The following is a 12,371-nucleotide window of genomic DNA, read 5'->3' on the forward strand; positions in this document are numbered from 1 at the left end:
AAGGAGAAAGAGGATAACAAAATGGCAGGGGTATATAGATTAGAAATAAGTGAAAGCGAAGAAGAGCTAAAAGAGATGCTAGGGCGGCAGAAAACAGGCTCAGATAAAGAACGAGTGCAAGTATTGTACTTACTGAAAAGCAAGCAAGCTGGCACAGTGCAAGCCGCCGCTCAACTAATCGGGAGAAACCGTAGCACAGTGCAAGAGTGGATCAGAGGATATCGAGAGGGAGGAATAGCAGGAATACTAAGCCATAAACCAAGAGTAGGCAGAATACCCAAAATCCCAGATTGGGCGCAAAAAGCACTGGACAAACAACTGCAACAGGAAAAAGGATTTAATAGCTACGGAGAGATACGACAATGGCTACAGGAAAAACTAGGAATCGAAAGTACCTATAAAAATGTGCATGACTTGGTGCATTACCGAATGAAGGCAAAACCAAAGGTAGCCCGTCCCTATAGCGCCAGTCAAAACCAAGGGCAACGCGAGGAATATAAAAAAAACTCTCGGATAACCTAGCCATGGTGGCATGGTATGCCGTGACCGTGTTGGGATTAACGGGAAAAGTCCGATTCTTTTGTCAAGACGAAACAAGGATTGGTTTGAAAACCATCAGTGGTCGTAAAATAACGGCTCGTGGGGTCAAACCCAAGGCAAAAGTCCAGTGGCAGTTTCAGGCTACATGGTTATACGGCATCGTCGAACCTGCGACGGGAGAAAGCTTTTTCTATGAATTTAGTCATCTCAACACTGACTGTTTTCAAATATTTCTAGACCTTGTATCAGAGAAATTTGCAGACAGCATAATTATCTTGCAAGTTGATCAGGCTGGTTGTCATCGGGCTAAGCGTTTACGATTACCTCACAATATCATTTTGATATTTCAGCCTGCTCATTCTCCAGAATTAAACCCAATTGAGCGGGTTTGGCTACATTTGAAGCAAGGGTTGAGATTTTCTTTACCCAAAAATATGGATGAGTTGCGGCTTTTGGTCAAGAATCGTCTCTCCGAAATGACTAAATCTGTAATTGCTTCTCTTGTCGGTAGAGATTCCATACTGGATGCTCTATCTGTTGCCTCTCTTTTGTGATTTGGTATAACATTCATTCTCTTTCCATTTCTGCAAGTGCTTCTTGGAGACTAATCGGCTTTTCATCCTTGACTTCTAGCATGGCATGGACAAGCCCTAAATCTTCAATGGCTTCAACAATTGCAGGATCTTGAGAATGGCTTTCTGATTCTGGGGTAACGCTTTCACGAAACAAACGAATAATTTGTAAAAGGTTTGACCAATATTGCTCAGGGATTTTGTCTAACTCGTTGGCTAATTCTTCTGCAAATATAGTTGGGCTATTGGTTGACATCTTGATTATCCCTAAATGCAAGGCATTTTTAGGTTAGCACAGTTGGATTGGGATGATAGTTGTCTTAGTGTATGGAAGTCAAACAATTTTTATGATTTACAAAAACCAAGTAAATATGGCATAAATATAAAACTAGATTGATATTAAGCACAAAAGCTAGGTGTCAAGTATTTTCTAAACCGAGAATCTAGTTTTGTAATGCAAATTCTATGGTGTGAGATTGGTTTGTATGCTTGATCAAATGCTGATGGATCGCTTTCGGATCGTTAAACAGATTGGCTTTGGTGCTTTTGGTGAGACGTTTTTGGCTGAAGATACTCACAAACGCCTTAGCAATCAAGCTAGCTCTCAATGCGTGGTCAAGCGGCTAATTACCCAAACTGATCCTACCCATATTGCAATTACAAGGCAGATGTTTGAGCGTGAAGCATCTAAGTTGGATGATCTCAACCATTGGGGTATTCCTAAACTGATTGCCTATTTTGAAGATAATGGGCAGTTCTACTTAGTCCAAGAATTTATTGATGGTCATCCGCTCTCTGATGAGATTAACCATACTGTCAAATGGTCAGAAGCAAGGACTAGAGGTTTACTGCGTGAAGTATTAGAGATTTTGGCGTATGTCCATAGTCAAGGCTCGATCCATCGGGATCTAAAACCAAGTAATATCATGCGCCGCCGTGCTAATGACAAGATTGTGCTGATTGACTTTGGTGCGGTGCGTGAGGTGCAGCAAAACCAGACTAATATGGCAGTTGGTTTGGCGAGTGGCACGATCGCGATCGGGACGCTTGGATATATGCCTGCGGAACAAACTCAAGGTAGACCATGCTTTGCGAGTGACATCTATGCAGTTGGTTGTATGGCGATCGAGGCTCTCACTGCCGAACCTCCCTATGGTCATGGTTTTGAGCAAGATGCGGAAACGGGTGAGTTTAGCTGGCGGCATAAGGCTCAGGTGAGTGATGATTTTGTGGAATATATCGACAAGATGGTGCGCTATGACTTCCGCCAAAGATATCGCAATGCGGAACAAGCTCTAACAGTTTTGCAAACCCTCAAACCTTTAGCACCACAACCAACGACGATCATAGTCACTCAACCAGAGGCGGCTCTTCCATCACCCAACGAATCAAAAACTATAGAACCAACTCAAGTAACTACTCCACAACCAGATTTATTATCAACTGAGTTATTAGTCTCTCTACCAAATTCTGCATCTTCTTCAACAATAGTTATTCCATCAGAACCTAAGCCTGACTCAACTGCTTCAACTATTGTTACTCAGCCAAATGTTCAGCATGAAGCTTCAACTTTAGAGTCAATGAAAGTGGAAGAATTAAATCAGATAACTAAGCCTGAACCGGACTTGTCTGAGGATGATGGCTCAGAATCTACTTTTAATGATTTCTTAACTGATGAATCCAAATCTTTTTCCAATTCAATAGGATCTGGTGTTATTTCCCAAAAAATGAAAGCCTATCTCTTACTGGGAATTGCGCCATTATGCTTTACGGTGATCGTGTTGTCTATTTTTGCAAGACCATATCTATTCAATCCCACATTTTTTACTTGTTTTATAGCTTTTACATATTTTAGTCTTGCAGCTTATTACTTTATCTATAAACTGTGCGGTAAGAACAAGACTTGGTGGGTGATTCTAGGTGCAGCAATATTTACAGCAGTGGTTGTTATAAGCCCAATTTATCCTAGCTTTTTAAAGTTCTTTAACAGTATTGTGCCTAAGCTTGTTCTAGGGCAACAGGAAGATAGCTTTATCAATGTTTTGAGTAGAAATTTTCTTGTGTGGAGCTTAAGGGATACGCTACTCAAATCTCTTCCAATTTTTGCACTTTGGTTTATTGGTTTACGACTAGGAAAGAAACAGCGTTTGTTTGTAGGTGTTAGCGACCCTCTAGATGGAATTTTGATAGGTGCGGCTTCAGCAGTTGGATTTAATTTAGCGTACATCTTGGTTATCCCTGAATTATTTGTTATTACAGAACTGACAAAATTCCTAGAGAGTCTCTGCATAATATCAGGGGACATAGCATATGGCGGATTATTCGGCTATTTTATTGGTTTAAGTACTGTAAAAACCTCACTGCGTCTGCAAATTCTCACGATTGGATATCTTAGTTCAGCTTTGCTTCACGTACTAATGTGGACAAATAGTAATTTTGCAATAGTCGGTCTTGTCTATTACACAATTTTAATAGTAGCAATTCGTAAAGTCCGTAGGTTGCCTTCAAGGGGGTGATTTATAGCTGACGATCGCTGTTTGATATTGAGATTTAGGTGATCAGTTTTTATTGGTTGTGAGGGGCGATCGCTGTTTGATATTGGGGGAATAGGCGATCGGGTGTTGGGTTGTGGGGGGCGATCGCAGTTTGATTGTTGAATAGGCAATTAGGATTGCTGAAAGTCAACATTTTCATAGATAAGTGACAGTGGAAGACTAAGATCTATGCTCGTTAATTGAACTTCAGGATCGTTAACGGTTAAATCAGAACTATTGATTGTTAGATATTCCCAAACCTCTGTACGATCGCTACGGCGATAGAACTCAATACTCGGAGAATCTGAATTGATAAGCATATATTCTTGTAATGAATCGATCTTTAGATAGTTGCGTAACTTAATCCCGCGATCGCGACTTTCCGTAGCAGGGGATAAGACTTCAGCGATTAAACAAGGATATTGTAAAAACTCACTAGCACCGCGATCGCGAGGATCGCAACTAACAACTACATCAGGAAAGTAATAAACATTACTTGGAATAGTCATGAGTTTTGCATCACCGCCAAGAACTCGGCAACCTCTTCCACGTAAATGACTTCGGAGCAGTACGATCAAATTAAGGGCAATTTCGTTGTTTTCCAGTTTCCCACCTGTCACCTCAATAACCTCTCCATACTCGTACTCATATCTACCTTCTTGTATTACTTCCCACTCTAGGTATTCTGTAGGAGATAGGCTAGGCGATGAAATAGTAGAAATCATACATTTTGCCCACAATTTTATGTTGATTATAATTATAAATAATATTTAGCGATCGCTGTTTTGATGTTGAGATAATTAAGCAATGCTGCTGCGCTTGCGAGACTCCTTGTAAGAAGTGGTCACATTGCGTAAGCCCGATTTCACCATTTGCTGCTCTAGAATTGCAAAAAAGCGGCGGCGATCGCTACCAGTGACTACTGCTTGGTTATGGGCTTCCGCTAGGGCAACAGGATAGCCATAACCCTTTTGTACTTGCGCGAGAATGATTTGCAAAGCCTGCGATCGCAGTTCTACGTCTAGAGCAGTCCAAGCTGGCATCTCAATTCTGGCGATTTCCGTACCGACATGCAGATAACAAAAATAAATCTGATGTTCTCCATATTCTTCCATAATCCTTGCATGGCTTTGCCAAAGAGGACTGCATTCACCTGCTTTCAGCAAGCGACTCCATAAAGTGCCATCGCGTAACGGTTGAATTTGACTGCAAGGCGCAGAATCAAGAGGCTTAGCAAAGCAGTGAGTATTGCAATCAGGCTTCTCAAAAGGACAGAGTTGTAAGCGTAAAAAGTTAGTGGCTTCCGCAGCACGAGGAGCACTGATATAGCCTGCGAGGGGAACCCGTTGAGCTTTCAAATCGTCCCATGCGGCGAGAATATCTGGCAAAAGTTGCGATCGCGGATCGGCTGGAATCTCATCAAACTCCCAATGGACTAAGGCTCCATCGCTAAAAGCTAATATTGGCGACTGAGGATAGCTCGCAATTGTGGCGATCGCTAAATTAGCTAGTGCCACATTCTCGGCAACAGTGCGTTTGAGCGTCATCCATTGCTCTGTCTGAATTCCCCATTGACGGGCTTTATAGAGATCTTCTGTTTTATAAAAGACCTCAGGAACATTATCGAGTAAGGGATAGATTCCAGAATTGTAGTGAATCGCAACTCGACCGACATTAATCAAATAGCAATAGGCAATTTCATGGCGGCTAGGGGCAATCTGTGAGCCATCGGTGGCGAGAACAATGTGCGGTGTGTTTATGGGTAATATTGTTTGAATTTCTCCCAGAGGTTCAACAGGTTCCGCACAATTAAACATGAAGCGATCGCGCAGGATTTCACTATGATTACAAAGATTTGTTTGGTTTTTAGCAGCTTGATGAAATATGGTTTCAGCGAGATCGAGTTTAACTGTCAACTGTTGGGCTTCCCTTTGCAATTGTTCAGACATTCCTTGCATTTGTCCCATCAACTTTTGTAAATCCAGCATAAGTACTTCTCTAAATTTTCTAGTAAAGTTTTAAGGGATTCTACGCAATATCAGTCATCACTTCCCATCAAAGATAGATTGAATAAAATCACTGATGGCCTCCCAAGCATGACGGTCTTGGAAGATATTTATACCTAAGAAACTTTTGATAATATATAGTAAGACTAAAATAGCAATAACTCGGATCAGCATTAAACCAATTAGCCCAAAGGTTTTGGGCTTTTCTTGAGGTCTGCACAAAGAATATCCTTGTACTCCTTTTATTCCTAAATTGTTTGCAAAGCTTAAAGCAAATTTATCATCAATTCCCTTAAGAACACATTGCTTTTGGTAAATTTTACTTGTATAGGCGATCGCGGTTACTAGCTGTTTTTGGGCTAAAGATAAAGGTTGTCGAGCAAAGCTGCGATCTAGTTTAATTAGAGCTACTGGTAATTGTTGTAGTTGCAATAAAGAAAAAAATCTACCCGTAAAGTTATCCATCACAACATCACAGCCCATCATCTGTAATTCTGTAATAAATGGAAGTACTAGTGATTGTTGCTGAGAAAGAATCTCTTCTTCTATTTCAAAACCAATTCTTTTTGCAGAAACTTTATATTGATTGAACCATGTATAAAGTTGGGATAAAAATTCCTGATCTACAAAAATTTCATCAGATAAATTAATCGAAATTTTTATATTAGGTTGCTGCGATAATACGGCAATGGATTTTTCCACAACAATCCGATCTAATTGGTTGAGTAATTGAGTGTTTTGGAGAGCAATTAATAATTCTTGTGGTTGTCGTAAATTGCCTTGTTCGTCTCGCCAACGTACTAGCACTTCATTATGTAATATCTTGCCTGTAGCCAACTCATAAACTGGTTGAAACCATAACTCAAACTTCTCAGCTTCCAACCGAATCTCTGGAAATTCTTCTTCTAATTGGAGATCGATATGAGCAGTGGTAAGGGGATTAAATTCAGGTTCCATAAGTTCGACCATACAAAATAAGAGCAGTGCTTTGCGCTGCTCTTATTTTTAGGAAATGAATAAAATTAGACGGATACAGTTTGCCATTCGAGTTTATCTAAGGTGTGTGAACGCTCTAGCGCACGCTCGAAACTGTCAAGTTTTGGCTCAATTAAGAATGGCTCACCAACATAGCCTTGGATTGCTTCTTGAGTTTTCAATCCATTGCCTGTGATGTATACAACAGTGGTTTCTTCAGGATCGATTTTGCCAGCTTCCACTAATTTCTTGAGAACAGCGATCGTCGTACCACCAGCAGTCTCTGTGAAGATACCTTCAGTTTCCGCAAGCAATTTCATTGCTTGGGTGATTTCATCGTCATTTACAGACTCGATGTTGCCATTGGTCTTGTGAGCAATGTCGATCGCATAGATACCATCAGCAGGGTTACCGATCGCCAAGCTCTTGGCAATAGTTTTAGGTTTAACAGGAGTAATAAAGTCGCGACCTTCCTTGTAAGCGGATGCGATCGGTGAACAACCTTCAGCCTGTGCGCCACTGAATCGAACAGCTTTGTCATCGACTAAGCCAACCTTCACAAATTCATTGAAGCCTTTATAAATCTTGGTGAACAGGGAGCCAGAAGCTAGAGGTGCAACGATGTGATCGGGCAACTTCCAACCGAGTTGTTCGACAACCTCATAGGCAAGGGTCTTGGAACCTTCGGAGTAGTAAGGACGGAGATTGATATTGACAAAACCCCACCCGTGAGTATTCGCGACTTCTGAACAAAGACGGTTTACTTGGTCGTAGTTACCATGTACCGAGAAAACTTTGGGATTGTAAATGGTTGTGCCAAGAACTTTACCTGCTTCGAGGTCAGAGGGAATGAACACACAACACTCTAAGCCTGCATGGGCAGCGATCGCGGCGGTGGAGTTGGCAAGGTTGCCAGTACTCGCGCAAGCAACAGTAGTGAAACCTAATTCACGAGCTCGGCTGAGAGCTACAGATACAACACGATCCTTGAAGCTCAAGGTGGGCATGTTGACAGCATCATTTTTGATGTAGAGATTTTTGATGCCGAGACGCTTTGCAAGACGGTTAGCTTTGATCAAAGGCGTCATGCCAGTGGACACATCGATATAGTCGTCAGTCTTGACTGGTAGGAAATCGCGATAGCGCCAGATTGAGAGGGGACCAGCTTGAATTGTTTCACGGCTGACTCTAGCGGCGATCGCATCATAGTTATAGGCAACCTCTAGAGGACCAAAGCACAGTTCACAAACATGCATCGCTTTGGCTTCATATTCTGCACCGCACTCTTTGCACTTGAGATTACTAAATGTATCAACGCGATCGCTGGTGTAAGGAGAAACAATCGTTGCAGTCATGTTCTTGGTTGCCCTTTGAATCAATAAAAGGTGTTTGTTTTGAATTACTTATTGAAAGGAACATTAACATAGGCATTAATTGTCGTCAAATATACCCGACTGAAATAGTCGGGTATTACTTTGTGAGTTGGATTGTTCTTTACATGGTGCAAAAAAAAATGAGATGCAGCGCTTGTCGCTACATCTCATTTTTTGATTGACATTAATCATATAAGTAACTACAGTAATTACATCTTAAGATTATATAAATCTATTTCCTATCTAGCAGCCATGAAAAATAATCACCGCACCCATAGCATCAAGCTAGTCTCGATTGGAAATTCTAAGGGCGTAAGATTACCTAAACTCATATTGCAGAAGTATGGATTTTCGGACACATTACTTCTAGAAGAAACAGAGCAAGGTATTCTGTTGCGTCAAAAAGATAGTACTAAGTTATCTTGGAAAGAAACTTATCAAGAAATGGCTCAAGAGAAGGAAGACTGGAGTGAGTTTGATAATACTTTGCTAGATGGTCTAGATGATGTTGCAACCGAAACGTTATGAAATCTATTTTGCTGATCTCAATCCTACTCTTGGCAGTGAAATCAGCAAGATTCGTCCTGTGGTTGTGATTAGCCAGAATGACATGAATTCCTTACTAGAGACTGTGATTATTTGTCCTCTAACTTCCAAAATTCATCCCAAATGGCGTAGTCGTCTCCAAATCAATTGTGCTGGCAGCCTTGCGGAAGTTGCTGTTGATCAAATCCGCACTATTAGTAAAACTCGTCTAAAAAATAAGATTGATATTTTAAGTAATGATCAAGCTGCTCAATTGAGGAGACTGATTACAGAAATGTATGGTGAATAATTCCAGTCAGCTAGAGGTCGCAAAGCGACTTCTAGCTAAATCTTAGAGATGAACAGCGATCGCTATTTCCTCTTTCTTATAGAGAGCCAGATCGATGAAGTTAGTTTCTACAACTTCACCATTCACTGTCATTTGTTTAACATCGCTATGATTAACTACGGTCAGCGAGAGAGTCTTACCGCGAAACTTGCGCTGTGCAGTGAAGCCCGACCATTCGCTAGGAATTTTGGGATCGATGATCATGCCTGTGAAAGTAGGTTGAAATCCTAGGATGTAGTCAATACCAATGCGTAGCATCCACACCGCCGTGCCTGTCAGCCATGAATGGCTTGCCTGTCCTTGGGTTTCGTGATCAGGACTAGTCACATATTCAGGATAGACGTAAGGTTCTGTTTCAAAGCGATCGCATTTATCATCAGTGGCTTGTGAGGAATTAATCGGCATCATCCGACGATAGATTTCCCATGCAAATTCGGTGTCACCATTGAGCAGAGAAGCGAGCACAAACCAAGATGAGGCATGATTAAATACTGCACCGTTCTCTTTCTTCCCTGGTACACAACGACTAATTAGCCCAACCGTATCATCAATTTCTGTAAAGGATGGCGCAACGATCTGCATTCCAAAAGGTGTTGCGAGATATTCACGACTACTTGCCATCGCTTTATCAGCGCGATCGCTTGGTGCAAGTTCCGAAATCACTGCCCATGATTGAGCGTTGAGGAAGATTTTGCCCTGAGTTGCACTTGATACACCAATCGGTTCACCATTGTCACGGAAGGCGCGTAAATACCATTCGCCATCCCAACAAATGTCATTAGTTACTTGACGCAAATGTTCATAGAATTTTTGGAATCTGTCGATCGCCTCGCGATCGCCTTGATGTTCACAGACAGGCAATGACTTATTTAACACATAGCCCAAGAAGAAAGCACCCCAAGTAGTTTCGCCCTTGCCCTGTGAGCCAACATGGTCGAGCGTATCATTCCAATCGCCTGTAAAGATGCGGGGCATACCTCGCTCACCTGTGTTGGCGATCGCAAAGTCTAGCGCTCTTACCAAATGCTCATAAACTATCCCTGAAGTATCATCATGGTAAGGAACTACTTCTTCTAAAATCGAGAAATCACCAGTCTCTTTGAGATATTCAACAATGCCAAAAGGAATCCAAAGCGGCGTATCAGAATGGTTAGTGCGTTCGCCAGTATTGGTTAGCACAAAATAATTATGTAAAGTGGAACCGTCCTTAAATTGGAAGTTCAGGGCTTTAATCAATCTTTCTCTGACTCGCGCAGGATCAACCATCACCACACCAAGAATATCTTGGAAGCGATCGCGCATTCCCGTACCAAAAAGCAACCCTCCATGATAGTAGCCCGAATTTCGCGCCATATCAAAAGTTACCGCTGCCTGATACTGATTCCAGACATTGATCATGGCGTTAAATGCTGCATCTGGTGTTTGTACCTGCACACAGGACAAATGCTGATCCCATTTTTGTTTGAGTTGCTCAAATTGACGATCAACAACTTCCACAATCTTGCCCCCCTTTACAAGGGGGGTAGGGGGGATCTCTTTCGGAGCAATCTCCAAAACAACTGCAAAATCTACAGAACTATTTGCCGCCAAGCTAATCTTCGATTGCAACGCCACCACAGGATCGCCAGCCGTGATTTCTGTGTTTTTCATTACCCCTGTTTCTACAGCTTCAGGATTCGATTCCGATCGCCATCTGCCGATGAAAGTATCGAGACTACTATCAAAACCAGAAATCGGTAAACTTTGAGAAAAATAAATCTGATACTTCCAATCAATATTTGGCTGCTTCACGGAAACGCCTTTATTCAACACCCAATAGCGGCGGGTGGCTACTAGGGCTTGCAAATCTTGATCAAAATGAATATCCGTGAAATGTTTGTCATTCGGTTGATTAATTTGATCATTGAGAGCATTCCCCATCAACAATTCCAAAAAGGAATAAACTTCTAAATCTCGCGTCTGTCCTGACAGTTCTGTTAACTTCACGCGCCAAACTTCAGCATTAGTATCGGTGGGAACGAAGTAAGTAATTTCGCCACGAATTCCATTAATCTCTGTCGTGATTTTAGTGTATCCCTGACCATGCCGACATTCATAGAAGTCATAGTTAAGGTGAATTGTCGGCGACCAACTCAGTGACCAATATTTTCCTGTAGCAGTATCTTTGATCATCACATAGCGCCCAGGACGGTCCCAAGGAAGGCAGTTATAACGCATCCGACTAATGCGGTTATCGCGGGGCGAGTCCAAGAAGCTAAAGCCACCTCCTGTATGGGAAATCAGCCCTGCATACTGGCTATTCCACATATAGTTAAACCAAGGGCGCGGGGTGCGCGGATTTGTAATCACAAATTCCCGATAATCTTCGGTGTAATAGCCGTATTGGTTTGCGATCGCCACAGTTTAAAATCTTCCTTCTTTGTATAATAATCATGTTTTGTGGTTAATCAGTGACCATAAAACATAACCAGATTGCGACATAGATTATCTCAATTTTTCACCCCAATTTTTTAGAGCAGTTTTAAATAAAACTATGGCAGGCACAATAATCTCTAAGTTAGTAGTTGGTTTAACTTCGCTCGGTACGCTACTTAGCACAGTTTTTCTTAATCCACAGGCTACCACTCCTCAAACTCAACTTTCTATCCCAACAGTCCAGAACTTCAGCCTTACCACGATCGCTAAAGCTCCTATTGCTAAGGCGTTGACAATTAATAAAACCCACATTTTTCTTGGAGAAATTAATCGCCGAGGCTTGGCAGTTGGTTATCATCATCGTCTTAATGGCAAAGATGCTAATAATGCAAAAATTGTCAAAATTACAGGATTGCCAAATCAGCAAGGCGTTTACATCGGTCGTGTTGAGATTCGTAATCCTGCCAATGGTCAATGGGTTAGCAAAATTTCTAGTTCTTCCTTTTTCCCAGATCGCTGGTCTCAGGCTCAAGTTTTGTCAGAAATTAAAAGTGCTTTTAACTCCGCAAACAAATCTAGAGAACCTTGGCAAGGTACTTCAACTAGCGGATTAAGAATTGAAGGTTATTACAATAAAGCGACAAATACAATTACCACGGCTTATCCCATTTACCGTAGGTAAGTGGAATGTACAATGCATCACATTCCCATTTACCGCATTTTCTCTAAAGTATAATGATCAATATCAAATTCTATCGAGATGAAGAAGGCTACTTTAAAGCTGATACCGAGCCTAAATATCAACTATTTAGTCAATACTTGGAGTCAGAAATCCAAGGCGTTGCGGCTGTATGTGCAGAAATTTTAGCAATAATCCAAGAGATTGAGATCGGCGATCGCCTTCAGGCTGAAGGGATCGGTAATGCTTATGGGCTAAAAATCACTACAAAAACTGTAAACATTTGGAGTGAATATACAGAAACTGAACTAAGCTTAGAACTACCTATTGCAGATTTCAAACAAGCTTTAGAGAGTTGTTACAAATTTTGCGATCGCCTCTAATCCCAATTCTGCGAAGTATC

Annotated in this window: 14 protein-coding genes; 7 read left to right on the forward strand and 7 right to left on the reverse strand. The window is 41.5% G+C overall.

The window, feature by feature from the left end; all coding sequences use genetic code 11:
* The first annotated feature begins 21 nt into the window (after positions 1-21).
* Both ABM313_RS08385 and ABM313_RS08390 read left to right on the forward strand, forming a co-directional pair.
* Entirely contained in the window at positions 22-522 is a 501-nt protein-coding gene (locus tag ABM313_RS08385; protein ID WP_434683803.1) for a helix-turn-helix domain-containing protein, read from the forward strand.
* A 2-nt stretch (positions 523-524) separates the two neighbouring features.
* Positions 525-1,094 carry an IS630 family transposase gene (locus ABM313_RS08390; RefSeq protein WP_434683804.1) on the forward strand — a complete coding sequence of 190 codons (570 nt, stop codon included), beginning with the start codon at positions 525-527 and terminating at the stop codon, positions 1,092-1,094.
* A gap of 13 nt (positions 1,095-1,107) precedes the next feature.
* On the opposite strand, the gene ABM313_RS08395 is transcribed toward ABM313_RS08390, so the two are convergent.
* Positions 1,108-1,368 (reverse strand): hypothetical protein, encoded by a 261-nt coding sequence (locus ABM313_RS08395; protein WP_434687231.1) that lies wholly within the window; start codon positions 1,366-1,368, stop codon positions 1,108-1,110.
* A gap of 229 nt (positions 1,369-1,597) precedes the next feature.
* Between ABM313_RS08395 and ABM313_RS08400 the strand changes: the two genes are divergently transcribed.
* On the forward strand, positions 1,598-3,628 hold the full coding sequence (locus ABM313_RS08400; RefSeq protein WP_434687233.1) for a protein kinase domain-containing protein: 2,031 nt from the start codon (positions 1,598-1,600) through the stop codon (positions 3,626-3,628).
* A gap of 49 nt (positions 3,629-3,677) precedes the next feature.
* Here ABM313_RS08400 and ABM313_RS08405 read toward each other — a convergent pair whose 3' ends face one another.
* The 5 genes from ABM313_RS08405 to thrC all read right to left on the reverse strand — a co-directional run bounded on the left by ABM313_RS08405 (position 3,678) and on the right by thrC (position 7,982).
* The gene (locus ABM313_RS08405; RefSeq protein WP_434687235.1) at positions 3,678-3,806 is read right to left on the reverse strand and encodes a hypothetical protein; all 129 of its coding nucleotides are present in this window, start codon (positions 3,804-3,806) and stop codon (positions 3,678-3,680) included.
* Positions 3,778-4,371: a Uma2 family endonuclease gene (locus tag ABM313_RS08410; RefSeq protein ID WP_434687236.1), complete on the reverse strand. Its 594-nt coding sequence runs from the start codon at positions 4,369-4,371 to the stop codon at positions 3,778-3,780. The genes ABM313_RS08405 and ABM313_RS08410 overlap by 29 nt, the downstream gene beginning before the upstream one ends.
* Before the next feature lie 75 nt (positions 4,372-4,446).
* Positions 4,447-5,634, reverse strand: coding sequence for a DNA double-strand break repair nuclease NurA (locus tag ABM313_RS08415; protein WP_434687238.1), 1,188 nt, complete (start codon positions 5,632-5,634; stop codon positions 4,447-4,449).
* Positions 5,635-5,691: 57 nt separating this feature from the next.
* Positions 5,692-6,621 carry an EAL domain-containing protein gene (locus ABM313_RS08420; protein WP_434687240.1) on the reverse strand — a complete coding sequence of 310 codons (930 nt, stop codon included), beginning with the start codon at positions 6,619-6,621 and terminating at the stop codon, positions 5,692-5,694.
* Positions 6,622-6,674: 53 nt separating this feature from the next.
* The gene (gene thrC / locus ABM313_RS08425) at positions 6,675-7,982 is read right to left on the reverse strand and encodes a threonine synthase (RefSeq protein ID WP_434687242.1); all 1,308 of its coding nucleotides are present in this window, start codon (positions 7,980-7,982) and stop codon (positions 6,675-6,677) included.
* 270 nt (positions 7,983-8,252) lie between these two features.
* Between thrC and ABM313_RS08430 the strand changes: the two genes are divergently transcribed.
* Together ABM313_RS08430 and ABM313_RS08435 are read left to right on the forward strand one after the other, a co-directional pair.
* Positions 8,253-8,528, forward strand: coding sequence for an AbrB/MazE/SpoVT family DNA-binding domain-containing protein (locus ABM313_RS08430; protein WP_434687244.1), 276 nt, complete (start codon positions 8,253-8,255; stop codon positions 8,526-8,528).
* Positions 8,503-8,835, forward strand: a complete 333-nt coding sequence (locus ABM313_RS08435) for a type II toxin-antitoxin system PemK/MazF family toxin (protein WP_434687246.1) — start codon at positions 8,503-8,505, stop codon at positions 8,833-8,835. Before ABM313_RS08430 ends, ABM313_RS08435 begins: the two co-directional genes overlap by 26 nt.
* Before the next feature lie 42 nt (positions 8,836-8,877).
* On the opposite strand, the gene ABM313_RS08440 is transcribed toward ABM313_RS08435, so the two are convergent.
* Complete coding sequence (locus ABM313_RS08440) at positions 8,878-11,274, reverse strand: GH36-type glycosyl hydrolase domain-containing protein (protein WP_434687247.1); 2,397 nt, start codon at positions 11,272-11,274, stop codon at positions 8,878-8,880.
* 133 nt (positions 11,275-11,407) lie between these two features.
* On the opposite strand from ABM313_RS08440, the gene ABM313_RS08445 reads away from it, so the two are divergent.
* Together ABM313_RS08445 and ABM313_RS08450 are read left to right on the forward strand one after the other, a co-directional pair.
* Positions 11,408-11,971: an EndoU domain-containing protein gene (locus ABM313_RS08445; protein WP_434687249.1), complete on the forward strand. Its 564-nt coding sequence runs from the start codon at positions 11,408-11,410 to the stop codon at positions 11,969-11,971.
* A gap of 53 nt (positions 11,972-12,024) precedes the next feature.
* Positions 12,025-12,351 carry a YacL family protein gene (locus ABM313_RS08450; protein ID WP_434687251.1) on the forward strand — a complete coding sequence of 109 codons (327 nt, stop codon included), beginning with the start codon at positions 12,025-12,027 and terminating at the stop codon, positions 12,349-12,351.
* Positions 12,352-12,371: the final 20 nt, after the last annotated feature.

This window comes from Pseudanabaena minima str. Chao 2107 (assembly GCF_051131155.1).
Classification (GTDB): Bacteria; Cyanobacteriota; Cyanobacteriia; order Pseudanabaenales; family Pseudanabaenaceae; genus Pseudanabaena; species Pseudanabaena minima.

Excerpts from the sequence above, each read along its gene's own strand:
- ABM313_RS08385 (WP_434683803.1), top strand. The coding sequence starts at position 22 with ATGGCAGGGGTATATAGATTAGAAATAAGTGAAAGCGAAGAAGAGCTA.
- ABM313_RS08390 (WP_434683804.1), top strand. The coding sequence starts at position 525 with ATGGTGGCATGGTATGCCGTGACCGTGTTGGGATTAACGGGAAAAGTC.
- ABM313_RS08395 (WP_434687231.1), bottom strand. The coding sequence starts at position 1,368 with ATGTCAACCAATAGCCCAACTATATTTGCAGAAGAATTAGCCAACGAG.
- ABM313_RS08400 (WP_434687233.1), top strand. The coding sequence starts at position 1,598 with ATGCTTGATCAAATGCTGATGGATCGCTTTCGGATCGTTAAACAGATT.
- ABM313_RS08405 (WP_434687235.1), bottom strand. The coding sequence starts at position 3,806 with ATGAAAATGTTGACTTTCAGCAATCCTAATTGCCTATTCAACAATCAA.
- ABM313_RS08410 (WP_434687236.1), bottom strand. The coding sequence starts at position 4,371 with ATGATTTCTACTATTTCATCGCCTAGCCTATCTCCTACAGAATACCTA.
- ABM313_RS08415 (WP_434687238.1), bottom strand. The coding sequence starts at position 5,634 with ATGCTGGATTTACAAAAGTTGATGGGACAAATGCAAGGAATGTCTGAA.
- ABM313_RS08420 (WP_434687240.1), bottom strand. The coding sequence starts at position 6,621 with ATGGTCGAACTTATGGAACCTGAATTTAATCCCCTTACCACTGCTCAT.
- thrC (WP_434687242.1), bottom strand. The coding sequence starts at position 7,982 with ATGACTGCAACGATTGTTTCTCCTTACACCAGCGATCGCGTTGATACA.
- ABM313_RS08430 (WP_434687244.1), top strand. The coding sequence starts at position 8,253 with ATGAAAAATAATCACCGCACCCATAGCATCAAGCTAGTCTCGATTGGA.
- ABM313_RS08435 (WP_434687246.1), top strand. The coding sequence starts at position 8,503 with ATGATGTTGCAACCGAAACGTTATGAAATCTATTTTGCTGATCTCAAT.
- ABM313_RS08445 (WP_434687249.1), top strand. The coding sequence starts at position 11,408 with ATGGCAGGCACAATAATCTCTAAGTTAGTAGTTGGTTTAACTTCGCTC.
- ABM313_RS08450 (WP_434687251.1), top strand. The coding sequence starts at position 12,025 with ATGATCAATATCAAATTCTATCGAGATGAAGAAGGCTACTTTAAAGCT.